Below are 26,891 nucleotides of genomic sequence, written 5' to 3'. Positions count from 1 at the left end.
TAACGGGAGAAGGGCAATGTCGACGGACTGGAAGCATGGCTATGCGTACACCAATGGCATCCGGATGCACTACGTCGAGGCCGGCAGCGGGCCGCTCGTGCTGCTGTGCCACGGCTGGCCCGAGTCGTGGTACTCGTGGCGCCATCAGATCGGGGCGCTCGCCGACGCGGGCTTCCGGGTGGTCGCGATGGATCAGCGCGGCTACGGCGACACCGACGCGCCGCTGGCGATCGATTCGTATCACGTGCTCAACCTCGTGGGCGATCTGGTCGGCCTCGTGCAGGCGCTTGGCGAGAAGGAGGCGATACTCGTCGGGCACGACTGGGGCTCGATCGTCGTGCAGTACGCCTCACTATTGCGCCCCGATCTGTTCAGCAAGCTTGTGCACCTGAGCGTGCCGTATCTGCCGCGGCACAAGCTGCGGCCGGCGGTGCGCTTCGCCGCCGGCACGCAGGAGCGCGACTTCTATCAGCATTATTTCCAGGAGCCAGGCAAGGTCGAACGGGAGCTCGAGCTCGACATTCACCGCTCGCTGCTCGGGGTGCTGTACACGGCGTCCGGCGATGCGCAATTCGACGAAGCGCACAAGCGGATCAGTTTTGCGCGATTCGAGAAGGGAACGCGGATTATCGACAACCTGGCGATTCCGGACCGTTTGCCCGACTGGCTGCCCGCCGAGGACCTCGACTACCTGGTCGGGCGGTTCCGGCAGTCCGGTTTTCGCGGCGGAATCAACTGGTACCGGAATCTCGACCGGAACTGGGAGATGACGCCATTCCTCGACGGCGCGAAGATCCTGCAGCCCACGCTGTTTATCGCCGGCGAACTCGACGGCGTGCTGAAAATGGCGAAGGACGAGTACGCGAATCTGGCGAGCAACGTGCCGAATCTCGTTGGCAATCATCTCATCGCGCGCGGCGGGCATTTCATCCAGCAGGAGAAGCCCGAAGAGGTGACATGCCTGCTGCTGTCGTTCCTGACAGGAGGGTGACGGCCTCCGTCGTGCTCACGCATTCATCGTTCGATCACCTTGACGGTGCATAATGGCCGGACTGCCGATGCGGTCGATGGCTACCCGTCAAGGAGTTCGCCATGTTAGCGAAGAACGAAGAATTCGTCGCTCATCTGCTCTCCGATGTCATGGAATTCGCGCGGGCGCGCCTGCCCGAGCCGACTTTCCGGATCGTCGAACCTTTCCTGCGGCACTACTACGATTTCGTCGACGTCGAAGATCTGCGCAGCCGCAGCATCGCCGACCTCTACGGCGCCGCCATGGGGCACTGGCGCACCGCGCAGCGTTTTGTGCCGGGCAGCGAGCGCATGCAGGTCTACAACCCGATCCTCGAACAGCACGGCTGGCATTCGGACCACACGGTCATCGAGATCGTCAACGACGACATGCCGTTTCTCGTCGATTCGGTTTCCATGGCCGTCAACCGGCTGGGGCTCGCGCTGCATTCGGCCATGCATCCCGTGTTCCGCATCTGGCGCGACAAAGAGGGGGCGATTGTGCGGGTGGACGAGGGCGTGGCCAGCACCGACGACGGACAATCGCAGCTCGCCTCGTTCATCCACTTCGAGGTGGATCGCTGCGGCGACGCAGCAAAACTCGAAGAACTGCGTCGCGACATCGCCAAGGTGCTGGGCGACGTGCGTGCTTCGGTCGAAGACTGGCCGAAGCTCGTCGAGGTCGCGCGCGCCACCATCAAGACCCTGAAAGCCCGTGAGGCGAGCGCCGAGGATATCGAATCGCGGGCATTCCTCGAATGGATGGTGGCCGATCATTTCACGTTCCTCGGGCAATGCGATTACGCGCTCGTGGCGCACGAGGGCGGCTACGGTTTGCGCCGCGTGGAGGGCTCGGGCCTCGGCATCCTGCGCGAATCGCTGCGCGTGCCTGACGCGCCGGACGTCACGCCGTTGCCACCCGCGGCCCTGGACATCGTCGGCGGGGCGTGGCCCATCTTTCTCACCAAGGCCAACTCGCGCGCCACGGTGCACCGGCCAGGCTATCTCGACTATGTGGGCGTGAAGCTCGTCGGGCCGGACGGCAAGGTGTGCGGCGAGCGCCGCTTCGTCGGCCTTTACACCTCGACCGCGTATAGGGTGTCCGCCGCGGAAATCCCCATCGTGCGGCGCAAATGCGCGAATATCGTGCAGCGCGCGGGTTTTCTGCCCAAAGGGCATCTCGGCAAATCGCTCGTCACGGTGCTTGAAACGTATCCGCGCGACGAACTGCTTCAGGCCAGTGAGGACGAGCTCTATGAAATCGCGCTCGGCGTGCTGCGCCTGCAGGAGCATCAACGCACGCGGCTTTTCGTGCGGCGCGACCGCTTCAACCGGTTCGTCTCCTGCCTCGTGTACGTGTCGCGCGACAAGTACAACACCGACTTGCGGCGGCGCATCGCGAACCTGCTGGCGGACGCTTTTAACGGCGTTTCCGTGGAATTCACGCCGCTGCTTTCGGAGTCCGCCATCGCGCGAATTCATTTCGTCGTGCATGCCGATTCCGGCACGATGCCGGACGTCGACACCCGCGAACTGGAGGCGCGGCTCGTGCAGGTCACGCGCCGCTGGCAGGACGACCTGGCCGACGCGCTGCTCGACGCGTTCGGCGAAGAGCAGGGTACGCGGCTCCTGCATCGCTATGCCGATTCGTTCCCGGCCGGCTATCGCGACGACTATCCGGCGCGCACGGCGGTGCGCGATGTCGAATTGATCGAGCGCGTGCAGGGTACGCCGCGCATTGCCATGAATCTCTACCGGCCCATCGAGGCGGGGCCGCGCACGTTCCGCTTCAAGGTTTATTGCGCGGGCGAGGCGATCGCGCTTTCGCGCAGCCTGCCGATGCTCGAACACCTGGGCGTGCGCGTGGACGAAGAGCGGCCCTACGTGATCGAGGCGCCGACTTGCGCGCCGGCATGGGTGCACGATTTCGGCCTTGAACTCGCGGACGACACCGAATTCGATATCGAACGCGTGAAGGACCTGTTCGAAGACGCGTTCGAAGGCGTCTGGAGCGGCCGCATCGAGAACGACAATTTCAACCGGCTTGTGCTGCGGGCCTACCTGAGCGCGCGCGAAGTCACGATCCTGCGCGCTTACGCAAAATATTTGCGCCAGGTGGGCTCGACCTTCAGCGACGCCTATATCGAACGCGCGCTGACCGGCAATCCGGCGATCGCACGCCAGTTCGTCGAATTATTCGTACTACGATTCAACCCGCGCGACGATGAGGCTCGTGAGGAGCGCGTAGCGCTCAGGCTCAAGGCCATCGAAACCGCGCTGGACCAGGTGCCCAATCTCGACGAGGATCGCATTCTCCGGCAGTTCCTCGGCGTGATCAATGCGACGGTGCGCACGAACTATTTCCGCCGCGGTGCGGATGGCGAGGAACGGCCCGCACTGTCGTTCAAGTTCGATCCGTCGAAGGTGCCGGGCCTGCCCGAGCCCAAGCCGATGTTCGAGATCTGGGTTTACTCGCCGCGCGTGGAGGGCGTGCATTTGCGCGGCGGGCGCGTCGCGCGCGGCGGTCTGCGCTGGTCGGACCGCCGTGAGGACTTCCGCACGGAAGTGCTGGGCCTCATGAAAGCGCAGATGGTGAAGAACGTCGTGATCGTGCCGGTGGGCTCGAAGGGCGGCTTCGTCGTAAAGAATCCGCCGCCGGCGAGCGACCGTGAGGCGTGGATGCGCGAAGGCGTGGCATGCTACCAGACCTTCCTGCGCGGCCTGCTCGATCTCACCGACAACCTCGTGACCAACGCCGTCGTGCCGCCGCCCGACGTGGTGCGTCATGACCCCGACGACCCCTATCTCGTCGTGGCCGCCGACAAGGGCACCGCCACGTTCTCCGACTACGCGAACGCCATTTCCGCCGAATACGGCTTCTGGCTCGACGACGCGTTCGCTTCGGGCGGTTCGGTGGGCTACGACCACAAGAAGATGGCGATCACCGCGCGGGGCGCGTGGGAGTCGGTCAAGCGGCACTTCCGCGAAATGGGCGTGGACACGCAGGCGGCCGACTTCACGGTCGTCGGCGTCGGCGATATGTCCGGCGACGTGTTCGGCAACGGCATGCTGCTCTCGCCGCACATCAAACTGGTTGCCGCGTTCGATCACCGGCACATCTTCCTCGATCCCACGCCCGATCCGCTCGCGAGCTTCGCCGAGCGCGACCGCCTGTTCGGGCTCGAACGATCGAGCTGGGCCGATTACGATACCGGCGCGATTTCGGCGGGCGGCGGCGTGTTCGCGCGCACCGTGAAGACGATTCCGCTTACGCCCGCGGTGCAGGCGGCCTTGGGTATCGAAGCCGTGGCGCTCACGCCGAACGAGCTGATTCGCGCCATCCTGCAGGCGCCCGTCGATCTGCTCTACAACGGCGGCATCGGCACGTATGTGAAGGCCGAGCGCGAAACGCACGCGCAAGTGGGCGACCGCGCCAACGACGCGGTGCGCGTCAACGGCTCGGACCTGCGCTGCAAGGTGGTGGGCGAGGGCGGCAACCTCGGCGTGACGCAGCTCGGCCGCATCGAGTTCGCGCAGCACGGCGGGCGCATCAATACCGACGCGATCGACAATTCGGCGGGCGTCGACTGTTCGGATCACGAAGTAAATATCAAGATCCTGCTCGGCCTCGTGGTGGCCGACGGTGAAATGACGACGAAGCAGCGCAACACGCTGCTCGCGGAAATGACCGACGAAGTCGGACTGCTGGTGCTGAGCGACAACTATTACCAGACCCAGTCGCTCTCTATCGCGGGCTGCTATGCCGTGATGCTGCTGGATGCCGAGGCGCGCTTCATGCGCTGGCTCGAACGTGCCGGGCGGCTCAATCGCGTGATCGAATTTCTGCCGACGGACGAGGAGATGGCCGAGCGCCAGGCCGCGAAGCTCGGCCTCACGTCGCCGGAACGCGCCGTGCTGCTCGCCTATAGCAAGATGTGGCTTTACGATGCGCTGCTCGACTCGAACGTGCCCGAAGATCCGCTCGTGGCCGGCTTGCTGACCGATTATTTCCCGAAGCCGCTTCAGCAACGGTTCAGCGAGCCGATGCAGCGCCATCCGCTGCGGCGTGAAATTCTGGCCACGCACCTGACCAACGCGCTCGTGAACCGCGTGGGCTGCGCGTTCGTGCATCGGCTCATGGAGGAAACCGACGCGCGCCCCGACGAGATCGTGCGCGCGTGCATCATGGTGCGGGACGTGTTCGATCTCGACGAAATCTGGCGCGCCATCGACGCGCTCGACAACCGCGTGCCCGACGACGTGCAGGCGCGCATGTTCGTGGAGATCGCACGGCTGCTCGAACGCGCGGCGCTCTGGTTCCTGCGCCATCTGCAGGCCGGCGCGACAGACCGGGAAGGGGTGGGCTCGCTGCTTGCGCACTGCCGGGCGGCGGCGCAGCGGCTTGCGCCGCAATTGCCCGCGCTGCTGCCCGAAGGCGATCTCGAAGCGCTTTCCGTGCGCCAGGGCGAGCTGGTGAACGCGGGTGTGGAAAGCACGCTTGCACTGCGCGTAGCGGGCGGCGAAATTTCCGTCGCGCTGCTCGATATCGCCGAAGTGGCGGCGGCATGCGGACGGCCGCTGGAACTCGTCGCGGCCACGTATTTCGCGCTTGGCACGCGGCTCAATTACGGCTGGATCAGCGAACGCGCGGCAGCGTTGCCCACACCGAGCCACTGGGACACCATGGCGCGCGCGGCCGCGCTGGCGGAGGTGGCGCGCCTCAAGCGCGTGCTCACGACGAGCGTGCTGGCGCAGGCGGCGGAGGTGGCGGATACGGCAGACGCGCAAGCGCTCGTGGACGCCTGGTGCGGGCAGCATGAGGCCGCGCTGGAGCGCTATGGGCAGTTGCTTGCGGAATTGCGCGCTTCGAGCGGCGTGAGTCTTTCCGTACTGCTTGTGATTGTGCGCGCGATGGCCGCGCTGGAGAGAGCTTAAGGAGGGAATCCTATGACGAAGAGAGTGATTGTGACCGGCGGCAGCGGCCTTGCCGGAAAGTGGGTGGTGAAAGACCTCGTCGAGCACGGCTACGAGGTGCTGAATCTGGATCGCGTGCCCATGGCGCAGCGAACCGCGCGCACGCTGATCGCGGACATCACCGACGCCGGCCAGGTGTTCAACGCGCTCGCATCGAGCACGGCGGCGGTGGAGTTTGCCGAAGACCTGGAGCCGAAGCCGATCGATGCGATTGTCCACCTGGCCGCCATCCCGCGCATCATGATCACGACCGACAACGAGGTCTACTGGATCAACGTGATGGGCACGTACAACATTCTCGACGCCGCCTCGAAGCTGGGGATCCGCAAGGTGATCGTGGCGTCGAGCGAGACGACTTACGGCGTGGTGTTCGCTCACCGGCACCGCGATCCCGAATATTTTCCGCTCGACGAGGCTTATCCGGTGAACCCGATGGACAGCTACGCGACGTCGAAAGTGGTCAACGAGGTCACTGCGAAGGCGTTCCAGACGCGTACCGGTTCGGATATCTATTGCTTCCGCATCGGCAACGTGCTCGAACCCGACGACTATGCGAAGTTTGCCACGTGGCTCAAGGATCCGGGCTTGCGCAAGCGGATCGCGTGGAGCTATATCGACGGGCGCGATCTCGCCCAGGCATGCCGCCTCGCGATCGAAAAAGACGGGCTCGGCTTCGAGATCATGAATATTGCCGCGGACGACGTCTCTTCCGACGTGCCGACGCAAACGCTGCTGGAACGCTACTATCCTGGCGTGCCGGTCAAGAAGACACTCGGCGAGTTCGAAACATTACTGAGCAACGAGAAGCTCAAGCGTCTGCTCGGCTGGCGGCAGCAACACTACTGGCGAGACGAGGCGGCACGCTTCGGCGCGTAGGTATCCGACCTCGGCATGCCGTCTTGCGCCGCGTTTTCCGTAGACCGAGCGCGCGGCATGCGATCTCCACCAGTTCGGCGACGATGGTGTCGACGTCGAGCCGCCCTTCGGGCTTGTACCAGGTGTACAGAAAGCCCGACACACTGCATGCGGCCTGCGCGGTAATCCGCGTTTCATTGAAATCGAACCAACCCTCGTCGCGGCCCTGTTCGAGCAGCGCGCACAGGCGCGCATAGAAGTGCTCGGCAAGCTGATGCTGCTTCTCCAGATACTCCGGGCGGTAGGCCTGCGGCTCACGCGCCGGAAAAAACGAACTCGGGTAGTGCCCGACGCCGCGCGCCCCGAAGCCATTGAAAAACGCCGCGCGCGGCGGCCGCACGGCACGCGAGAACATTGCGGATCTGTGCGACGAAGGCAGCTTCATCGAATACGGCGCGCTCGCGATTGCCGCGCAGCGCAGTCGCCGCGCGCTCGACGACCTGATCGCGAACACGCCGGCCGACGGCATCGTCACCGGGATCGGCAGCGTGAACGGTGCGTTGTTCGGCGCAGAACGCGCGCGCACGACGGTGATGTCGTATGACGCGACCGTGCTGGCCGGCACGCAGGGTTTTTTCAATCATGCGAAGACCGACCGGCTGCTCGAACTGTCGCTCAAGCAGAAGCTGCCGGTCGTGCTATTTGCCGAAGGCGGCGGACGGCCAGGCGACGAATCGTTGCGCGGTCCCGGACTCGACGTCGGCACCTTTGCGAGCTACGCAGCGCTTTCGGAGCAGGCGCCGGTGGTGGGCATCGCGGCGGGCCGCTGTTTCGCCGGCAATGCGGCGCTGCTCGGCTGCAGCGATGTCATCATTGCCACGCGCAACAGCAATATCGGCATGGGCGGCCCCGCGATGATCGAAGGCGGCGGCCTGGGTGTCGGCATGAGGGCAATTTTGAGTACGAGATGGCATCCCGATAAGCAGTAACTGTGCCAAGTGCTGGGCTTAGACCGAAGCGGGCCGCGATTCCGCGCTCGGCATGCAGGCGCTCAAACGCGCCGCTCAAGCCGACGACATTGCCGGAAGCCGACGGCCAGGGCTCACTCGACCTGCCTGGGGAAAACCGCCATGGCACAAACCGGCCGCTTGTAACACTGCTGCGACCGGCGTAAAGTCGCAACAGGAGATGGCATGCCTCCTCAACCGCCCTGACGGGCTAATGATGCCTACAGGCCTGGGAACAGGTGCTGTGGGCGCGCGACTTCTTCGAGCTGGTCCCACTTTGCCTGCGCTGCACATGCAGCCGTTCGCAGCATTTCCCGGTTCGCTCCAATCGTGCCCGGCCAACATCGAGCCTGGGTACGGCGTACACGCGAAGCAGGAAGGGACATGGCATTCCACAGCATCCTTTTCGAATTGCCCGGGGACGGCCCGCCGCGCGGCGACGTGGCCGAGCCGGATTTCTTCGGAGACCTGAATCTCGATCAGGTCGTGAACGACATTACGCGAGGCTACGACGAATACCGCCTCATGCCGTTCTTTCGCACGGAGCTGAAGCGCGAAAGCGCGGTGACATATCGGCATGAGATCATGCGCGATCTGGAACGCAGCGAGATAGCCGGCGGTGTCCAGGCGTTCGCGCTCTCCATGCGCAAGATGCGGGCGTATCTCGCGCAGGCGGAGCACCTCTATTACCCTCGGCAAAAGCAGTGGTGGTTCCTGGAGGCCGCGGCGCAGTACTGCCTCGCGGCAAAGGCGCTCTGCGACGCATTGCACGAGGCGACGCCGAAGTCGAAAGGCCTCGCTGGGTTCGCCGGGTGGCTACGCGATTATCTGGACGGCGAAGCGTTCGCCGCGCTTCTGCGCGATGTCGAAGAGGCGAAGGCGGCGCTCGATGCCGTCCGCTACTGCATTCATCTCCGCGGCAACGCCGTTACCGTGCTCGATTACGACGGGGAGAACGACTACAGTGCCTACGTGCTCGGCATTTTCGAGCGCTTCAAGCAGGGCGACGTCAAGGATCACCATGTCGAACTGAAAGAATGGCCGGAGATGAATCACGTCGAGGCGCAGATTCTCGATTGCGCCGCCGAACTCAATCCACAGCCCTTTGAGCGGTTTTCACGCTTCCGGACACAACACGCGGATTATCTCGACGTCACCGTCGAAGCGTTCGATCGGGAAATCCAGTTCTACGTGGCGTACCACAGCTACATTCAGCCGTGCCGCGACGCGGGTTTGCCGTTCAGCTATCCGGCGGTCTCGTCGACCGGCAAGTCGGTGCGCTGCGACGCCGCGTTCGACATCGCGCTCGCCCGCAAGCTCTGCGCCGACAAGCGGCCCGTGATCTGCAACGACCTGTACCTCGAAGGACCGGAACGCCTTTTCGTGGTATCGGGACCGAACAACGGCGGAAAGACGACCTTCGCCAGAACCTTCGGACAACTGCATTTCGTAGCGAGCCTGGGGTGCCCGGTGCCGGGCAGCCGCGCCAGCCTGTTCCTGTATGACCGGCTCTTCGCCCACTTCGAACGCGAAGAGAACACGGCCGATTTGCGGGGCAAGCTTCAGGACGACCTCATGCGTATGCACGACATTCTTTCTCACGCGACGCCTCGCAGCATCATCCTCATGAACGAGATCTTCAGTTCGACCACACTGGCCGACGCGCTGTTCCTGTGCCGCCGGATCATCGGCAAGATCATGGAACTCGACGCGCTGGGCGTATGCGTGACGTTCATCGAGGAACTTGCGCAGCTTGGCCCGCAGACGGTCAGCATGGTCAGCGAGATCGCGCCCGGCGACCCGTCGGCGCGCACGTTCCGCGTGCGCCGGCGGCCGGCCGACGGGCGTGCCTACGCGGTATCGGTGGCCGGGCAATACGGACTGACCGGTGAACGTCTCAGGGAGCGACTCGCATCATGAAAGCCTATCTGCTCTACGAGGCGCGCGATTTCGACTGGCGCCGCGATGCCCTGTGGAACGAAAAGACGCTCATTCAGGACCTGGCGCTCGATACCGTGTATCGTGCCATGTCGGCCGGCGACGATTACCTGCACGACATCGCGAGCAAGGTGGTGCCCGTGAGTCTCGCCGATCCCGACGCCATCCGGTATCGGCAGGCGGTGCTCGGGGACTGCATCGACCATGAGGCGGCGGTCCGGGAGCTCTATGCGATTTCGGTCGAAGCCGTGGAGGTGGAGCGCAAGAGTTTCTACTGGGGGCTGACCGCCTCGGCCTCCAGCGTGCTGCATTCGGCACGCGATCTGGTGCAGGCTTTCGTCCCGCTGCTGGGCAAGCTGCGTGCCATCGCCGACCATCAGGCCGGCCAGTTCCAGTCGCCCGGCTTCCGGCGCTTCCATGCCATGATCCGTGATGAGTTGACGGACGAGTACGTCACCACGATTAAGGGTTGCCTGAAGGAGCTGAGGTTCCGTGACGGGGTGCTCATCAGCGCGCAGCCGGGGCGTGGCAACAAGGGTGCGCACTACGTGCTGCGCAAGCCGCACGAGCGCCCCTTGAACGTGGTTCGCCGGCTCTTCGCGAAGCGGCCGCCTTCCAGAACGTTTCGCATTGCAGATCGTGACGAGAACGGCGCGCGGGCACTGTCCGAACTGGAAGCGCGGGGCATCGATCACGTGGCGAACGCCCTCGCGCAGTCGGCGGATCACATCAAGAGCTTTTTCTCGATGCTGCGGGCGGAGCTGGGTTTCTACCTCGGCGTCCTCAACCTGCGGGCCGATCTCGCTGCGCGCGGCATGCCGGTCTGCATGCCGGCGTGCGGGCCGATGTCGGACCGGCAGTACCGGTTTCGCGAGCTCTATGACGTCAGCCTCGCGTTGCGCATGGACCATCCGCCGGTCGGCAACGACGCGGAGGCGAACGGCAAGGAGCTCATCGTCGTGACGGGTGCGAATCAGGGCGGCAAGTCTACTTTCCTGCGCAGCGTCGGCATCGCCCAGGTGTTGATGCAGGCGGGTATGCTCGTTGGCGCGGCGGCGTTCGAGGCGAACGTGGCGAGCGGTATCTTCACGCACTACAAGCGCGAAGAGGACGCAACGATGCACGGCGGCAAGTTCGACGAGGAATTGGGGCGCATGAGCGAGATTGTCGATCACCTGGACGAGCACGCGCTTTTCCTGTCGAACGAGTCGTTTGCCTCCACGAACGAACGCGAGGGCTCGGAGATAGGGCGGCAGATCGTCGATGCGTTGCTCGAGAAGCATGTGAAGATTTGCCTCGTCACCCATCTCTTCACGCTCGCGCGAGGCCTGTACGACAACGGCACCTTTCCGACGCTCTTTCTGCGCGCGCAGCGACGCGACGACGGCGAGCGTACCTTCCGGCTGATCGAGGCCGAACCGCTGCAGACCAGCTTCGGGCAGGATCTGTACCGGCAGATTTTCGGTCCGGAAAACGGCGAGGAAGATCCGGTATCGCCATCCGCAGGAGTCCTTTCGAAGGCGGATTATTAGCAATCCCGGGTTCCGTGAGTCTCCGATTACATCGGCGGCGCTACGCCGTCCTTTTCGACCACGACCAGTTGTCCTTCGTATGTGCCGTCCTTTTCCGGGGTCGCGACGACGAACACTTTCTTGCCCGCCGTCAATTCGGCTCGGGTGGCCGGAATGAGCGTCACGACCGGCGCGCCGGGCGGCACAGTCACGGTGTTGCTGCCGCCCTGGTACGACAGCTTGAGATCGCGGCCATTGGTGCCTTGCACGACGGTATCCACGTTGGCGTTCGTCATCGTGCTGTTGGCGCCGAAGTCCCAGGCGTAGTGGCCTTCTCCCGTACCGCGCGCGGCTTCCGGGAACACCAGCACTTCCTTCGCGGTCAGCTTGCCGTCCGGCCCGGGCATCGCCGCCGCGCCGACGTACGAGCCCGGCTTGATGTCGCTGAGCTGGATCGCCTTCACCGCGTTCAGACCTGCGGAGGCTTTGACTTCGATCGTGATGGTGTCGCCGCTGTGACGATGCACCTTCAAGGTGTCGCCCGAGAGCGACACGATTTCGCCGCGGATCCGCTCGGGCTTGTCGGCTGAGGATTGGGCGAATGCGGTGCCGGCGAGTGTCAGGGCGGTGAGGGAAGCAGCGAGTTTGAGACGTAGGGACATGATTGCTCCGTTTGGTGTGTTGCGATTAGAAGAATCCTCGGCTTTGCGCTCAGGACCCGCCGAACCAGTTATAGCCCTGGTTCTCCCAATAGCCGCCGGGAAATTCGTTCGTCACCGTCATGGCGACGATGTGCTTCGGGTTTTTGTAGCCGAGCTTGGTAGGCATCCGGAGCTTCATCGGAAAGCCGTACTTCGCGGGCAGCGTGCTGCCGTCGTAGGTCAGCGTGAGCAGCGTCTGGGGATGCAGCGCCGTCGGCATGTCGATGCTGGTCCAGTAGCTGTCCGCGCAGTGCAGTGCGATGTACTTCGCGGTAGTATCGGCGCCGCATCGCAGGAGGAAGTCGGAGAACCGCACGCCTCCCCACTTCCCGATCGCGCTCCAGCCTTCGATGCAGATATGCCGGGTCACCTGGCTCTGCTGGGGCAGGGCATGCAGTTCGTCGAGCGTCCAGACCCGTTTGCCTTTGACCCGGCCGCCAAGCTCGAGACGATAGGTCCGCGCATCGACGTCGGGCACCTGGTCGATGTCGTAGTAAGCGTTGAACGGGAACGGACGCGTGATCATCGACTCCGGATAGGTCGGCGCCAGCTTGCGCGGGTCGAACAGCAGCGCTTGCGCATCGTCGTTGAACGAAGACACTTTGCGTAGCAGGGCATTGACCGACTTGTCGTTCGTCAGGTCGCAACCCGATAACAGCATCAGGCCGCCCAGTGTGAGGATCCGCTTGCCGAGCAAGCGCCGCGTGGACGATTGCAGCTCCTTTTGCGCATCCTTCACGATCGATGCCGCGTCGGGCTGCCAGGCCGGATCGGGTGCGCGCAAGCGTTTTCGAAGATTCATGATTAGCGGCCTCGGATCATGGTGAGCAGGGAGCGCGGCACGAGCGCAACCATCGCCACGTGCACCGCGAGGAAACCGACAAGCACGCTCATGGCGACAAAATGGACGACGCGCGCGTTGTCGAAGCCCCCCATCACGGTGCGCAGCAGTGCGAACTGAACGGGCTTCCAGATCGTCAGACCAGACAACACCAGCAGCGCGATATCGGCGATCACGGCGAGATAGGCGAACTTCTGCACGGCGTTGTACCGGCTGAGATCGTCGTGCCCGAGCTTGCCGCGCAGCGCCGCCGCGAGGTCGGACACGATGGCGCGGACGCTGACCGGAAACAGCTTTTTGCGCAGCCGCCCCGTGACGACACCGAGGCCCAGGTAGCCGAGAAAGTTCGCGACGAGGACCCACATGACCGAGAAGTGCCAAAGCAGCGCACCGCCCAGCCAGCCGCCGAGCGTGATGGACGGCGGAAACCGGATGGCGGGGAAGACGGGGGATGCGTCATACACCTCCCAGCCGCTCAGGCACATCACGACGACGGAGGCGGCATTGATCCAGTGAAAGAGGCGGACCCACACGGGATGTATCGTTACGTGCTTCAAAGCGACCTCACCGGCAACGGTATGGAAGGGGTGTCACGGGTGCGGGGGGCAGGCGTTTCATGATGGGCAGTCGTATGATTAGCATTGCCAGGTTCCTGGGTCCGTTACCCAGCCGCCGTGGTGAGGAAAGCGAAATCGCACCGGGTTGGCACGGTGACAAGGATCGCTTGCGCGCCGCGGCGGCGGTATCGGTCAAATGACCGACCCCGGGAATCGTGCTGGCTGCGTGGAGGTGGCCTGCAATGGCTGGCCCCATTTATCGGTGGGTCCGCCGGATGAGCGCTGAGGCGTCGTTCGTATCATTCCGCCGTCGCGAATGACAGCGGTTATCGCTATCGGCAGGTCAATCCTATCGCCGCGGCGATCAGGTGCTGGATCTCCCGCGGCCGGTCAGCGTACGATCAACTCGAAAGCGGACATTTGAACTTGGCTAAAAGCGGACATTACAACTTGGCCACTACAACCACTGAGGTTGATAAATTATGTTATGTAAAATCTCATAAACCCTTCTTCATCGCCGCAACCCGGAGATCTCAGACCATGACTGCCCAAGCTCCACAAATTCCCTATCCCGCCCGCACCCAGTCCTTGCCGAGCCAGCACGATTTCCCGACCACCGTTTCGCGCCTGATCGAAACACTGAAGTCGCGCGGATTAACCCTGTTCGCGGATATCGATCAACGTGCTGCGGCCGAAAGCGCCGGAACCACGCTGAGGCCAACGCGGCTCTTCCTCTTCGGCAATCCCAAGGGCGGCACACCCGTCATGGCGGCCAATCCTCACGCCGCCGTGGAACTGCCGTTGCGCGCCGTGGTCTGGGAAGACGAACGCGGCACGACGCATATCGACTTTGCGGATGTCGGCGAAGTCTTGTTGCAGGATTACGAGTTGCCGCAGAGCGTGGTCGCGCCGCTGTCCGGCGTGCGCATGCTGCTACAGGGGGTGGCCGGCGGGCAATGACACCCGCACCATTCGCGTTTCAGCAATAGTGAAATCGCGCGGTGCCGTATTCAGTTCCCAGCGGGGCATCCTTAGACTGCAGTGGATTGTCTTGATCCACGTTTTCCACCCAGTCCAGGAACTGCCTAATGAAACTGTATTACACGCCGCTATCGGGCCATGCACATCGCGCGCAACTGTTTCTCTCGCTGCTTGGCGTCGAGCACGAGCTCGTTTCCCTCGACCTCCGGGCCGGGGAACACAAGACGCCGGCATTCCTTCAGATCAATCGTTTCGGTCAGGTGCCGGTGCTGGTCGACGGCGACACGGTGATCCCCGACTCGAACGCGATCCTGGTTTATCTCGCGAAGAAGTATCAGAGGACCGACTGGCTGCCGGAAACGGCCGCTGGCGCAGCGGCGGTGCAACGCTGGCTGTCCGTGGCGGCCGGTCAGGTTGCCTATGGCCTGTGCGCCGCACGTCTGATCACGCTTGTCGGCGCACCGTTCAATGCCGACGAGACGATCTCCCGCGCGCACGCCATTCTGCAACTGATCGATGCCGAGCTCGACGGCCGCGAATGGATCGCGGCGCCTCATCCCACCATCGCAGACGTGGCGTTGTACAGCTATATCGCGAATGCGCCGGAAGGCAATGTCGACCTTGGCGGCTACTCGCATGTTGCGGCATGGCTCACCCGCATGGAGTCCCTGCCCCGCTTCGTGCCGTTCATCCAGACGCCGATCGGTCTGCGGGCCTGACCGCCGGACCCGCCTCGCACCTGTTCGAGGACGCTCGATCATGAACACCGTCGCCCCATCGTCTCCGGTTGCCTCCGGCACAACCGCTTCTTCGCTGTGGCATGCCGGCGAGCTGGCGATGCAACAGGCGGCGGGCGTGGTCGAGCAGATGGAGGCGGTTGGCCGCCGCACTGTGCGCGATCATCTGATCGACCAGCATCGGCGGTTCTATCCGCAGTTGCCGTTCGTGGTGCTGGGCGCCGTGGACGCGAACGGCGACGCATGGGCGACGGTGCGCGCGAACCAGCCAGGTTTTCTGAGCGCGGCGGACGCGTACCGCCTGCACATCGAGCTGAGCCGAGATTCCGCCGATCCTGCCGAAGCCGGGATGAACGACGGCGACTCGATGGCGCTGCTCGGCATCGAACTGCCGACACGGCGCCGCAACCGTCTCAATGGCACCGTGCAGCGCGCGGCGGATGGCGGCGCGGCGGGTTTTGATCTGCGGGTCGAGCAAAGTTACGGCAACTGTCCGCAGTACATCACCAAACGCGATTTCAGCTTCGTGCGCGATCCCTCGGCGCCGGGCGCCGCCGCGCCGGTGATCGGCAGCGAACTCGATGAGCGCGCTCGTGGTCTCATCTCGCGCGCCGATTCGTTTTTTGTCGCGTCGTATGTCGATCGCGAGAATGGCCATCGCCAGGTGGACGTATCGCATCGCGGCGGCAAGCCGGGCTTCGTGCGCGTCGACGAGCGCGGCGTCTTCACGATCCCCGACTTCGCCGGCAATCTCTTCTTCAACACGCTCGGCAATTTCATCCTGAATCCACGCGCGGGTCTCGTGTTTATCGATTACGCAACGGGCGATCTGCTGCAGCTCACCGGCCATGCCGAGGTCGTGCTCGATAGCCCGGAAATCGCGGCGTTTCAGGGCGCGGAGCGGTTGTGGCGCTTTACGCCTCGACGCGTGGTCTATCGTGCCGAGGCGTTGCCATTGCGCTGGACCGTACAGGCCGACGGCGCTTCGCCAAACGTGCGGTTGACCGGCAACTGGACCGAAGCCGCGGAGCGCATGAGGGCGAATGCGCTCGCGAACGCATGGCGGCCGTTCAAGGTGGCACGCATTGCCGACGAAAGCCGTTCGATTCGTTCGTTCTACCTGGAGCCTGCCGACGATGCAGGTCTCGTGCGTCATCAGGCGGGGCAGCATCTGCCCATACGCGTGATCTTGCCGGGCGACGCGAAGCCGACACTGCGGACGTACACGCTTTCGGCGGCGCCCTCGGACGGTGTGTACAGGATCAGCGTGAAGCGCGAGGGCCGGGTGTCGCGTTATCTTCACGACACGATGAAGTTAGGTAACCTGATCGAAGCCCGCGCGCCGTCGGGCAACTTCACGATCGATGCGCGCGCGGCCCGGCCTGCGGTGCTGCTCGCCGCCGGGGTTGGCGTGACGCCAATGCTCGCGATGCTGCGGCACCTCGTCTACGAAGGGCTGCGCACGCGCCGCATCCGGCCAACCTGGTTCCTCTACGCGGCACGTACGAAAGCGGAACGTGCGTTCGACGACGAACTGCGCGCGCTGGTTCACGAGGCGGGCGGTGCCGTGAGGCTCGTCAACGTGCTGAGCGACCCGGCCGGCGCAACATCGGGCGTCGATTACCAGGCGAGCGGACACATCGATATGCCGATGCTGAGCGAGGTGCTGCCGTTCAACGACTACGACTTCTATCTGTGCGGGCCTGCCGGATTCATGCAGTCGCTCTACGATGGCCTGCGTGGGCTGAATGTTGCCGATTCGCGCATCCACGCCGAGGCCTTCGGTCCCGCGGCGCTCAGGCGCGCACCCGATGCGTCGGCACCGCCTGCGCCGCCGCAGCAGCCTGCGGTGCAGGCGGTTCCGGTTCGCTTCGCGCGCGCGGCAAAGGAAGCGCGCTGGACGCCGGAAGCGGGCGGCACGCTGCTCGATCTCGCCGAAGCGAGCGGCCTCGCGCCGGAGTACAGCTGCCGCAGCGGCAGTTGCGGGACGTGCCGCACGCGCATCCTCGAAGGCGCGGTCGCCTATCCGGACCAGCAACCCGCCGCGTCGGTCGGCGACCGCGAGGCCTTGATCTGCTGCGCCGTGCCGGCAGCGAACCGGGACGGCGCGCCCTCCTCGCTGGTCCTCGATCTGTGATGCCCTGCGGCCGCGCGAACGCGTAATCGCGGCGGTCCACGCCCTGTGCGGCCCTCCCCGACCGGGCTCAACGGCGCCCGACTGTATATACTGCGGCCATCTGATACTGAGCGTCTGCCGGGAGGCAGATCACCGTTTCCTATGGACCGTCTGCAGGCCATGACCGCGTTTCTCTCCGTGGTCGACACCGGGGGGTTTGCAGCGGCGGCGCGCAAGCTTCACGTGTCGCCTTCCGTCGTCACGCGCATGGTGAGCGAACTCGAAAACGATCTCGGGGTGCGCTTGCTTACCCGTACCACGCGCATCGTCCGCGTCACCGACGCCGGGGCCGGCTACGCGGACAGTTGCCGCCGCATCCTCAGCGATCTGGAGGAGGCCAATCTTGCCGTCGCCGGCGCGCAGCAACTGCCGCGCGGACTGTTGACGCTGACCGCCTCGGTGCTGTTCGGCCGGATCTACGTGACGCCCATCGTGCTCGACTATCTGCGCATGTATGAGGAGGTCGACGTGCGCTCCTGGTTTCTCGACCGCGTCGTCAATATGCTCGACGAAGGTATCGACGTCGCCGTGCGGATCGGGCAACTCGCCGATTCGTCGATGCAGGCCATACGCGTAGGCAGCGTGCGGCGCGTGGTTTGTGCGTCGCCCGAATATCTGGCCCGGCATGGGGCGCCGCGGACGCCGGGCGAGCTTGATCAGCATGTGCTGATTTCGGCGGCCGGCGCTTCGTCGCTATCCGAATGGCGCTTCGGCGCCGGGTCGCAGCGCGCCGGGTCGCAGTTGCGCGCGCGGCTCTCGACTACGACCAACGATTCGGCGATAGCGTCTGCCGTAGACGGCTTCGGCGTGACGCAAGTGCTGTCCTACCAGATCGCGCAGCAGCTCGATTCGGGGCAACTGCAGATCATCCTGGCCGATCACGAGCCGCCGCCGTCGCCGATTCACCTGCTGCACCGCGAGGGCCGTCACCCTACACGCAAGGTGCGCGCATTTCTCGATCTGGCGACCGAGCGCCTGCGCGCCCATGCTTCGTTGAACCGTTAGCCGGCACGCGCTCTTAAAAGCCTTGAACCGTGCCCGTAGAATGCGCGACCAGCAGCACCACGCCAAGAATGGCGCCGGCAATGGCTGCCGCGAGTCCAACAGCTACCACCGGCAGCAAGCTGAACTTCACCTTGGCGAAATCGGCTTCGTGCGCCGCGCTTTTGCGCACGCCGAAGAAGCTCCACAAGACAATACGCACCAGGCGCAAGAATTCCATCGTTTTCTCCATTTCGCCCGGTCCCAAGGCACGCTGCCCGGCCGTCGAGGCGAAAATGCCCCGGCACATATGCACCGGGGCGAAGCGCTTGCCGCGCTACAGGCATTGGAGCCGCAAGCTCTGCGGGTTTAGGGTGATGGTCCGGGCACTCGCGCAGTAATCCCGGCGCATCCCGGGAGAACAGACCCGGACTTCGATGCGCGCTGGACGCCATGTTGCGCGCCGCGGCCGGCATCGTATAGCAGCAGACGGCGAGAAAATCGCCGCAGCAGATCGCTTCCCAAGCCCGGCGAGACGTATGAAAATCGAGCCGGAACACGCGGTATCGAATCGAACGCCCAGCATCGAAAGAGAACGAATGACCCGCTACGAACGCCTCGCCAAAAGCATGGCTGCCGAGATCCGCTCAGGCAATCTGGTGCCCGGCTCGCGCATGCCGTCGCTGCGTCAGCTCATTGCCCAGCACGGCGTCAGCCAGTCGACGGTGACGCGCGCTTACTATCTGCTCGAGCAGTGGGGCCTCGTGCGCGCCGCGGAGCGGTCGGGCTATTTCGTCAACCCGCCGGCCACGGGCGGCAAGCCCGCAACGCGTAGCACGACCGGCGAGTCCGCCACCGTCGATATCAGCGAGCTCGTCTTCTCGGTGCTCGACGCCGCCAAGCGGCCGGGCATCGTGCCGCTCGGCTCGGCCTTCCCTTCACCCCTGCTTTTTCCGCTTGCGCGTCTTGCGAAGTCGTTGGGCCAGGCGGCGCGCAGCGTCAGTCCGTGGAGCACCGTGGTCGACCTGCCGCCCGGCAACGAAAATCTGCGGCGCCAGATTGCGCTGCGCTATATGCGCGTCGGCATCTCGCAGCCGGCCGAGGATATCGTCGTCACAAACGGCGCGCTCGAAGCATTGAATCTCTGCCTGATGGCCGTGACGCAGCCGGGCGACGTCGTCGCGGTCGAATCTCCTGGCTTTTATGGCGCGCTACAGGCCATCGAGCGCCTTGGCCTGCGTGCCGTCGAGATCCCCGTGGACACCTTGACCGGACTCGACCTCGAAGCGCTGGCGGAGGCACTCGCGAGGCATCCCATCCGCGCCTGCTGGTTCATGACGAATTTCCAGAACCCTACCGGCGTCACGCTGAGCGCCGCGAAAAAGCAGGCGCTCGTCGACCTGCTGGCGCAACACGAGGTCCCGCTCATCGAGGACGACGTCTACGGCGAACTGCACTACTCGCCCAGCTATCCGCCGCCTGCCAAGGCATTCGACCGTCACGGCTTCGTCATGCACTGCAGCTCGTTTTCGAAGACGCTCGCGCCCGGCTACCGCATTGGCTGGGCGAGCGCCGGGCGCTTCGCCGCGCGCGTGCAGCGCCTCAAGCTGATGACGACGCTTTCGGCCAGCATCCCGGTTCAGGCTGGCATAGCGGATTACCTGGAACACGGCGGTTACGAGCGCCATCTGAAGAAGATCCGCCTCGCGATGCAAAGCCATCGCGAGGCCATGTCGCAGGCGATCCGGCGCTGGCTGCCCGTCGGCACGCAGCAGTCCGCCCCGGAAGGCGGCTATTTCCTCTGGCTCACGTTTCCCGAAGCCATCGACGCCATGGCATTGCATCGCCTCGCGATCGAGCACGGTATCAGCGTCGCGCCCGGCCCGATGTTTTCCGCCGCGCACGCGTTTGAAAACTGCATTCGCCTCAATTACGGGCACCCGTGGTCGGCGCGCATCGAAGAAGCCATTCGCACGCTGGGGACCCTGCTCGTGCATCCCGAGGTACGCGCGCGGAGCTGAAGCCAACTGGGCGCCGCTGAGTGCTGTTGCGCGCACGCCATCTGCTGCGCTCATTTTTGCTGCATCTGCTGCTTGAGGGCCGGATGCCGACGCGATACCGTCGTGGCGTCCCTCTTCTCCTGTTCCCGGCCCCTCGCAGTCACCATGTATCGTTACACCGAATTCGACAAGGCCTTCGTGGCCAGCCGCGCTGCACAGTTCCGCGATCAGCTCGAACGCTGGCAGAGCGGCAAGTTGAGCGAAGACGCGTTTCGCCCGCTCCGCCTGCAAAACGGCTGGTACGTCCAGCGCCATGCGCCCATGCTGCGCGTAGCGGTGCCTTACGGCGAGTTGTCGAGCGAGCAGCTTCGTGTGCTGGCGCGCATCGCCCGCGAATACGACGAGCCCGAGGCCGAGGTCTACCGCAGTGCGCTCGAAGCGCAGCGCAAGCTGGGCACGGTGCGCCTGCCCACGCAACATGCGCACTTCACGACGCGCACCAATGTTCAGTTCAACTGGATTCCGCTCGCCAGGTCGGCCGACGTGATGGACCTGCTTGCGACGGTGAACATGCACGGCATCCAGACGAGCGGCAACTGCATTCGCAATATCTCGTGCGACGAGCGCGCGGGCGTGGCGCCCGACGAGATCGTGGACCCGCGTCCGTTCGCCGAGATCATGCGCCAGTGGACCACGCTCCACCCGGAATTCGCCTATTTGCCGCGCAAGTTCAAGATCGCCATGACGGGCGCCGCCGAAGACCGCGCAGCGACCGACTGGCACGATGTGGGCCTGCGGCTTCTGCACAATGAACACGGCGAGCTTGGGTTTCGCGTGACCGCGGGCGGGGGCATGGGGCGCACGCCGGTGATCGGCGCGGTATTGCGCGAGTTCCTGCCGTGGCGGCACATCATGAACTACATCGAGGCCGTGGTGCGCGTGTACAACCAGTACGGCCGCCGCGACAACAAGTACAAGGCGCGCATCAAGATTCTCGTGAAGGCCGAGGGCCAGCGTTTTCTCGACGACGTCGAGGAGGAGTTCCGGCAGATCGTCGACCACGACGGCGGCCCCCACACGATCACCCAGGCCGAGTTCGAACGCGTGAGCGCCTGTTTCGTCGAGCCGCCGAAGCTCGTTGCGAATCGAGCGGCCAGCGCGACTGCCGCCGCCGAACTCGAGGCCGCGGCTGCCTGCACGCCGCAGCTGCGGCGCTGGCTTGAACGCAATGTTTGCGCCCACAAGCAGCCGTCGCTGCGCATTGTCACGCTCTCGTTCAAGCGCCCGCTGCAGGCGCCCGGCGATGCCTCCGCCGACCAGCTCGAGCGCGTGGCGGATCTCGTGGATCGCTTCTCGGCCGGCGAGGCGCGCGTCACGCACACCCAGAACGTCGTGCTGCCGTGGGTTCACGCCGACGACCTGCTTGCGCTCTGGCATGCAGCCGGCGAAGCCAGCCTCGCGAGCGCGAACGTGCATCTGCTCACCGACATGATCTCCTGCCCCGGCGGCGACTTCTGCGCACTGGCCAATGCGCGTTCGCTGCCGATCGCGCAAAGCATCATGGAGCGCTACCAGGATCTCGACGAACTGAACGATATCGGCGCGATCGACCTGCATATCAGCGGCTGCATCAATTCGTGCGGCCACCACCATAGCGGCCATATCGGCATACTGGGCGTCGACAAGGACGGCGCCGAGTGGTATCAGATCACGGTCGGCGGCTCCGACGGGTCGGCGGCCAGCGGCGAAGCGAGGGCCGGCAAGGTTATCGGTCCGTCGTTCGCGGCGCAGGAAGTGCCCGACGTCATCGACGCGCTGCTTGCCGCGTATCTCAAGCAGCGCGAGCCGCGCGGCGAGCGCTGCGAAACGTTCATCGAAACGGTTCGCCGTATCGGCATCGAACCGTTCAAGGCCGCCGCTGACACGGTTCGTGCGACGGCAGAGGGCACGGTATGACGCGTATTCATCTCCTTGGCGCCCTCGAACAGACTGCGGATGTTTCGTCATCCGTACTGGTTCTTGCCAACGACGCCGATCCGCTTGACCACGCCGACGCCATCGCCGGCGCGTCGCGCGTGGAGCTTCAGTTTCCTTCGTTCACCGATGGACGCGCCTATAGCCAGGCTTATCTGATCCGGCGCCGGCTCGGGTTTGGCGGCGACTTGCGCGCGACAGGCGAGGTGCTTGGCGACCAACTGCTGCAGATGGAGCGCATGGGATTTTCGAGTGCGGTGCTGAGCGATGGGGTTGCCATGGAGGACGCGCTGCGCCAGCTTGAACGGTTTCGCGCGTTCTACCAGGGGGATGTCTTGCGAGAGGCGCCGTGGCGGGCAAAAGTGTCAAGCGAGGCTGAAGCTGAACAAGTGCGGTGCGACTGACGTGAGCCTTACCGCCGCGGCGTTCCGAACATCCGTGACAACGCCCGCGCCAGCTCCGTGACGGCCGTATCGGCAGTCGGCCGATGAAGCAGTGCGATATCCATGGTGTCGATGGAAGGCAGTCCGCTTTTGGGTGTCAATACGACGTGATCGGCGGTGACCGCTCGCGCCGGAAGCAGGCTGATGCCGAGCCCGTCGGCCACGGCCGCCTGGATGCCGCTCAGGCTGGTGCTGATGAAGCTCATGCGCCAACGGCGACCGAGCCCTTCGATCGCGTTCGTCATGTCGTCGCGATACAGCCCGCGTGGCGGGAACGCGACGAGCGGAACCGGATCGCGCTGGATCGACGGATACTTCGCGCTGTCAATCCAGCGTAGCTGCTCGGGCCAGCAGGCCACTGCCTCACGGCTGTTGTGCCGCTGCTTCAATAGCACGAGATCCAGGTTGCCGTGATCGTAGCTGTGGGCGAGGTCCCGGCACAATCCGCTCGTGACTTCGAGCTTCACCTGGGGATGCTTGCGATTGAACGTCGCGAGCAGCTGCGTGGTTGGCCCGCCGACAAAATCCTCCGGCACGCCGAGGCGAACCGTCGAACCCACCGCTTCGCCCGCGAGGGACTCGATCATTTCGTCGTTGAGCGCCAGCATGCGCCGGGCGTAGGCCAGCAAGGTCTCGCCCGCATCGGTCGGGCGCACGTCGCGGCTGCCGCGCTCGAGCAGCTTGTGCCCCGCCATCTCCTCCAGACGTTGCACCTTCTGGCTCACCGTCGACTGGGTCGAATGAAGCCGCGCCGCTGCCGCCGTGAACGTGCCGCAATCGGCCACCATCACGATGGCCCTTAGCAAGTCCAGATCGAACAGCGGCGTGCGCGCTTTTCCGTTGCCTTTCATCCGGCCATTTTACTCCTACCCCCTGCGCGTTTGCGGGGCGCCGAGCGTGAGCTTCATTTGACGGTTGACGTCCTTGTACAGCAGATAGCGGAAGCGCGAAGGGCCGCCCGCGTAGCAGGCCTGCGGACAGAATGCACGCAGCCACATGAAATCGCCCGCCTCCACTTCGACCCAGTCCTGATTCAGCCGGTAGACGGCCTTGCCTTCGAGCACATAGAGACCGTGCTCCATCACGTGCGTTTCGGCAAACGGGATCACGCCGCCGGGCTCGAACGTGACGATGTTGACGTGCATGTCGTGGCGCATGTCGCTGATGTCGACGAAGCGCGTCGTCACCCAGCGCCCTTCCGTGCCGGGCATGGGGATCGGCTCGACGTCGCGTTCGTTCTTCACGAACGGATCGGGCAGCGGCACGCCGTCCACTGCTTCGTAGTGCTTGCGGATCCAGTGAAAGCGCGCGCAGTCGTTGGAGCCGTTGTGCAGCGACCAGTTCGTGCGCGGCGGAATGAATGCGTAGCCACCCGGCACGAGCCGGTGTTCGACGCCTTCGAGCGTCAGCAAGATCTCGCCTTCGACCACGAAGAGGACGCCTTCCGCGTGCTCGTCCAGCTCGGGCCGCTCGCTGCCGCCGCCCGGGCCCACTTCCATGATGTATTGCGAGAATGTCTCGGCGAAGCCGGAGAGCGGACGCGCCAGCACCCAGAGACGGGTGTTGTTCCAGAACGGCAGATGACTCGTGACGATGTCGCGCATCACGCCTTTTGGAATGACTGCGTACGCCTCGGTAAACATGGCGCGATCGGTCAGCAGCTCGGTCTGGGCGGGATGGCCGCCGTGCGGTGCGTAGTAAGGGGTCGACGACATTCGGCGGGCTCCGTGCGGATGGGTGTTGAATATCGACACCCTATCGGACGCACGCATCATCGACAAATTAAATATTGAAATGCTGTGTATTCGAATTATGAATGGATGGCGGTCGGACGGTAGTGCGCCGCGACTCCTCTGCCGAATCGCGGTGCCGGACGCACGCACCGCCGATGTCTTCCGGCAATGCGTGCGCGCCGCTCATCGGCCGAGCATCGGCAGCTTCAGGCCCGCTTCGCGCGCGCTCTGCTGCGCCAGCTCGTAGCCGGCGTCCGCGTGCCGCATCACCCCCGTCGCCGGGTCGTTGTGCAGCACCCGACCCAGACGCTCGTGCGCCGCCGCCGTGCCGTCCGCCACGATCACCACGCCCGAGTGCTGCGAAAATCCCATGCCCACCCCGCCGCCGTGGTGCAGCGACACCCACGAGGCGCCGCCCGCCGTGTTCAGCAGCGCGTTCAGCAGCGGCCAGTCGCTCACCGCGTCCGAGCCGTCCTTCATCGCTTCCGTCTCGCGGTTCGGGCTCGCCACCGAGCCCGTATCCAGGTGATCGCGCCCGATCACGATCGGCGCCTTCAGCTCGCCGTTCTTCACCATCTCGTTGAACGCCTGGCCCAGACGGTAGCGATCCTTCACGCCCACCCAGCAGATCCGCGCCGGCAGGCCCTGGAACGCGATGCGCTCGCGCGCCATGTCCAGCCAGTTGTGCAGGTGCGGATCGTCGGGAATCAGCTCCTTCACCTTCGCGTCGGTCTTGTAGATGTCCTCAGGATCGCCCGAGAGCGCCACCCAGCGGAACGGCCCCTTGCCCTCGCAGAACAGCGGGCGGATATACGCCGGCACGAAGCCCGGAAAATCGAACGCGTTTTCCACGCCCATCTCCAGCGCCATCTGGCGGATGTTGTTGCCGTAGTCGAGCGTGGCCGCGCCGCGTTCCTGCAGCGTGAGCATCGCGCGCACCTGGTGGGCCATCGATTCCTTCGCCGCCTTCACGATGCTTTCCGGCGCGACCTTCTGCGCCTCGCGCCACTGCTCGACCGTCCAGCCCTGCGGCAGGTAGCCGTTGATCGGATCGTGCGCGCTAGTCTGGTCCGTCACGCAGTCCGGCGTGATGCCGCGCTTGACGATCTCCGCGAACACGTCCGCTGCGTTGCCGAGCAGCCCCACCGAGACCGGCTTGCCGGTCTGCTTCGCTTCCTCGACGATCGCGAGCGCCTCATCCAGCGTCTTTGCCTTGCGGTCCACGTAGCGCGTCTTCAGGCGGAAGTCGATGCGCGTCTCGTCGCATTCCACCGCGATCATCGAAAAGCCCGCCATGGTCGCCGCGAGCGGCTGCGCGCCGCCCATGCCGCCCAGGCCCCCGGTGAGAATCCAGCGGCCCTTCGGGTTGCCGTTGAAGTGCTGGTTCGCCACCGAATAGAACGTTTCGTAGGTGCCCTGAACGATGCCCTGCGAGCCGATGTAGATCCAGCTGCCCGCCGTCATCTGGCCGTACATCATGAGGCCCTTGCGGTCGAGTTCGTGGAAGTGCTCCCACGTGGCCCAGTGCGGCACGAGGTTCGAGTTCGCGAGCAGCACGCGCGGCGCGTCCGCGTGGGTGCGGAACACGCCCACCGGCTTGCCCGACTGGATCAGCAGCGTTTCGTCCTCGTTCAGGTCCTTAAGCGACGCGAGAATCTGGTCGAAGCATTCCCAGTTGCGCGCGGCGCGGCCAATGCCGCCGTACACGACCAAAGCGTGCGGATGTTCGGCGACTTCCGGATCGAGATTGTTCTGGATCATCCGGTAGGCCGCCTCGGCCAGCCAGGTCTTGCAGACCTTCTCGCTGCCGCGCGGCGCGCGGATCGTGCGGGTGGGATCGAGACGCGGATCGGTGAAATTGGGGTGGTTCATGACGCCCTCGGAATGGTTATTGGGTTCGAACTGCGGGGTTCGAACTGCGATTCGTGAAATCCTGCCGCGCTTATTGCTCGGATGCGAACGTCAGCGGGCTGTGCGCGGCGATCGTGCCGTTCTGCACGAGACGCGTCATGGCCGCGATGTCCGGGGCGAAGTAGCGGTCAAGGTCGTAATGCGGCACCTCGCTGCGCACCGTCTGCATCACGTGCGCGAGCGCCGGGCTCGTCTGGTGCGGCGCTCGCAGGTCCACGCCCTGGGCCGCGGCGAGCAGTTCGATCGCGAGGATGTTCGCCGTGTTGTCGGCGATGTCGGCGAGCTTGCGCGCGGCGAACGTCGCCATGGATACGTGGTCCTCCTGGTTCGCCGACGTGGGCAGCGAATCGACCGAAGCCGGATGCGCGAGCGTCTTGTTTTCCGAGGCGAGCGCCGCCGCCGTCACGTGCGCGATCATGAAGCCCGAGTTCACACCGCCATCCTTCACGAGGAACGGCGGCAGGCCCGAGAGCGTCGCGTCGATCAGCAGTGCGATGCGACGCTCGGCCAGCGCGCCGATTTCAGCGGCGGCCAGCGCCAGATTGTCCGCCGCGAATGCCACT

At 64.7% G+C, this 26,891-nt stretch carries 21 protein-coding genes, 1 pseudogene and 1 riboswitch; of the genes and pseudogenes, 13 read left to right on the top strand and 9 right to left on the bottom strand.

The features are described from left to right. Positions 1-16 precede the first annotated feature (16 nt). From BAC01S_RS18015 to BAC01S_RS18005, 3 genes are all read left to right on the top strand, one after another. Entirely contained in the window at positions 17-991 is a 975-nt protein-coding gene (locus BAC01S_RS18015; protein WP_027796036.1) for an alpha/beta fold hydrolase, read from the top strand. 101 nt (positions 992-1,092) lie between these two features. Then, on the top strand, positions 1,093-5,943 hold the full coding sequence (locus BAC01S_RS18010; protein WP_027796035.1) for an NAD-glutamate dehydrogenase: 4,851 nt from the start codon (positions 1,093-1,095) through the stop codon (positions 5,941-5,943). Between the two features lie 12 nt (positions 5,944-5,955). Next, on the top strand, positions 5,956-6,858 hold the full coding sequence (locus tag BAC01S_RS18005) for an NAD-dependent epimerase/dehydratase family protein (RefSeq protein WP_027796034.1): 903 nt from the start codon (positions 5,956-5,958) through the stop codon (positions 6,856-6,858). Here BAC01S_RS18005 and BAC01S_RS35140 read toward each other — a convergent pair. After that, complete coding sequence (locus BAC01S_RS35140) at positions 6,791-7,126, bottom strand: hypothetical protein (RefSeq protein WP_407667941.1); 336 nt, start codon at positions 7,124-7,126, stop codon at positions 6,791-6,793. The two genes, BAC01S_RS18005 and BAC01S_RS35140, sit on opposite strands and share 68 nt — an antisense overlap. A 24-nt stretch (positions 7,127-7,150) precedes the next feature. Between BAC01S_RS35140 and BAC01S_RS18000 the strand changes: the two are divergent. From BAC01S_RS18000 to BAC01S_RS31680, 3 genes and pseudogenes are all read left to right on the top strand, one after another. Then, positions 7,151-7,778 (top strand): annotated as a pseudogene (locus tag BAC01S_RS18000) (carboxyl transferase domain-containing protein); the annotation flags it as partial. A gap of 234 nt (positions 7,779-8,012) precedes the next feature. Next, a riboswitch (Fluoride riboswitch) is annotated at positions 8,013-8,075 on the top strand. A gap of 153 nt (positions 8,076-8,228) precedes the next feature. Continuing rightward, on the top strand, positions 8,229-9,764 hold the full coding sequence (locus BAC01S_RS17995) for a MutS-related protein (protein WP_027796032.1): 1,536 nt from the start codon (positions 8,229-8,231) through the stop codon (positions 9,762-9,764). Further along, the gene (locus BAC01S_RS31680; protein ID WP_043202652.1) at positions 9,761-11,314 is read left to right on the top strand and encodes a MutS-related protein; all 1,554 of its coding nucleotides are present in this window, start codon (positions 9,761-9,763) and stop codon (positions 11,312-11,314) included. Before BAC01S_RS17995 ends, BAC01S_RS31680 begins: the two co-directional genes overlap by 4 nt. Before the next feature lie 26 nt (positions 11,315-11,340). Here the strand turns inward: BAC01S_RS31680 and BAC01S_RS17985 are convergent, their stop codons facing one another. From BAC01S_RS17985 to BAC01S_RS17975, 3 genes are read right to left on the bottom strand one after another with little or no spacing between them, the layout of a single operon-like run. Beyond that, positions 11,341-11,955, bottom strand: coding sequence for a hypothetical protein (locus BAC01S_RS17985; RefSeq protein WP_027796031.1), 615 nt, complete (start codon positions 11,953-11,955; stop codon positions 11,341-11,343). A 49-nt stretch (positions 11,956-12,004) separates the two neighbouring features. Then, on the bottom strand, positions 12,005-12,796 hold the full coding sequence (locus BAC01S_RS17980; protein ID WP_027796030.1) for a molybdopterin-dependent oxidoreductase: 792 nt from the start codon (positions 12,794-12,796) through the stop codon (positions 12,005-12,007). 2 nt (positions 12,797-12,798) lie between these two features. Continuing rightward, positions 12,799-13,392, bottom strand: coding sequence for a cytochrome b/b6 domain-containing protein (locus BAC01S_RS17975; RefSeq protein ID WP_027796029.1), 594 nt, complete (start codon positions 13,390-13,392; stop codon positions 12,799-12,801). A gap of 450 nt (positions 13,393-13,842) precedes the next feature. Here BAC01S_RS17975 and BAC01S_RS17970 point away from each other — a divergent pair, with 450 nt between their 5' ends. From BAC01S_RS17970 to BAC01S_RS17955, 4 genes are all read left to right on the top strand, one after another. Further along, positions 13,843-14,352 carry a DUF302 domain-containing protein gene (locus BAC01S_RS17970; protein WP_245616613.1) on the top strand — a complete coding sequence of 170 codons (510 nt, stop codon included), beginning with the start codon at positions 13,843-13,845 and terminating at the stop codon, positions 14,350-14,352. A gap of 128 nt (positions 14,353-14,480) precedes the next feature. Then, entirely contained in the window at positions 14,481-15,092 is a 612-nt protein-coding gene (locus BAC01S_RS17965; RefSeq protein WP_027796027.1) for a glutathione S-transferase family protein, read from the top strand. A gap of 40 nt (positions 15,093-15,132) precedes the next feature. Next, complete coding sequence (locus BAC01S_RS17960) at positions 15,133-17,247, top strand: 2Fe-2S iron-sulfur cluster-binding protein (protein ID WP_043202651.1); 2,115 nt, start codon at positions 15,133-15,135, stop codon at positions 17,245-17,247. A gap of 141 nt (positions 17,248-17,388) precedes the next feature. Then, positions 17,389-18,291 carry a LysR family transcriptional regulator gene (locus BAC01S_RS17955; RefSeq protein ID WP_027796025.1) on the top strand — a complete coding sequence of 301 codons (903 nt, stop codon included), beginning with the start codon at positions 17,389-17,391 and terminating at the stop codon, positions 18,289-18,291. A 13-nt stretch (positions 18,292-18,304) separates the two neighbouring features. Here BAC01S_RS17955 and BAC01S_RS17950 read toward each other — a convergent pair whose 3' ends face one another. Beyond that, complete coding sequence (locus tag BAC01S_RS17950) at positions 18,305-18,508, bottom strand: DUF2970 domain-containing protein (protein WP_027796024.1); 204 nt, start codon at positions 18,506-18,508, stop codon at positions 18,305-18,307. Between the two features lie 358 nt (positions 18,509-18,866). Between BAC01S_RS17950 and BAC01S_RS17945 the strand changes: the two genes are divergently transcribed. The 3 genes from BAC01S_RS17945 to BAC01S_RS17930 all read left to right on the top strand — a co-directional run bounded on the left by BAC01S_RS17945 (position 18,867) and on the right by BAC01S_RS17930 (position 22,645). Continuing rightward, on the top strand, positions 18,867-20,288 hold the full coding sequence (locus BAC01S_RS17945; RefSeq protein WP_027796023.1) for an aminotransferase-like domain-containing protein: 1,422 nt from the start codon (positions 18,867-18,869) through the stop codon (positions 20,286-20,288). A gap of 144 nt (positions 20,289-20,432) precedes the next feature. Then, the gene (locus BAC01S_RS17935) at positions 20,433-22,223 is read left to right on the top strand and encodes a nitrite/sulfite reductase (protein WP_027796022.1); all 1,791 of its coding nucleotides are present in this window, start codon (positions 20,433-20,435) and stop codon (positions 22,221-22,223) included. Next, the gene (locus BAC01S_RS17930) at positions 22,220-22,645 is read left to right on the top strand and encodes a DUF934 domain-containing protein (RefSeq protein WP_027796021.1); all 426 of its coding nucleotides are present in this window, start codon (positions 22,220-22,222) and stop codon (positions 22,643-22,645) included. The genes BAC01S_RS17935 and BAC01S_RS17930 overlap by 4 nt, the downstream gene beginning before the upstream one ends. 8 nt (positions 22,646-22,653) lie before the next feature. Here BAC01S_RS17930 and BAC01S_RS17925 read toward each other — a convergent pair whose 3' ends face one another. The 4 genes from BAC01S_RS17925 to BAC01S_RS17910 form a co-directional block, all read right to left on the bottom strand. Continuing rightward, a complete protein-coding gene (locus BAC01S_RS17925; RefSeq protein WP_027796020.1) occupies positions 22,654-23,535 on the bottom strand; it encodes a LysR family transcriptional regulator in 882 nt (293 codons plus the stop codon). A 15-nt stretch (positions 23,536-23,550) separates the two neighbouring features. After that, a complete protein-coding gene (locus tag BAC01S_RS17920) occupies positions 23,551-24,399 on the bottom strand; it encodes a bifunctional allantoicase/(S)-ureidoglycine aminohydrolase (protein ID WP_027796019.1) in 849 nt (282 codons plus the stop codon). 201 nt (positions 24,400-24,600) lie between these two features. Next, complete coding sequence (gene hutU / locus BAC01S_RS17915) at positions 24,601-26,289, bottom strand: urocanate hydratase (RefSeq protein ID WP_027796018.1); 1,689 nt, start codon at positions 26,287-26,289, stop codon at positions 24,601-24,603. 70 nt (positions 26,290-26,359) lie between these two features. Then, the coding region (locus BAC01S_RS17910; protein ID WP_027796017.1) for an aromatic amino acid lyase at positions 26,360-26,891 on the bottom strand (532 nt) is incomplete at its 5' end.

It is taken from the genome of Paraburkholderia acidipaludis NBRC 101816 (genome assembly GCF_000684975.1).
Classification (GTDB): domain Bacteria; phylum Pseudomonadota; class Gammaproteobacteria; order Burkholderiales; family Burkholderiaceae; genus Paraburkholderia; species Paraburkholderia acidipaludis.
The sequence above is the reverse complement of the archived record's forward strand: the minus strand, read 5'-3'. Positions and strand labels throughout refer to the sequence as shown.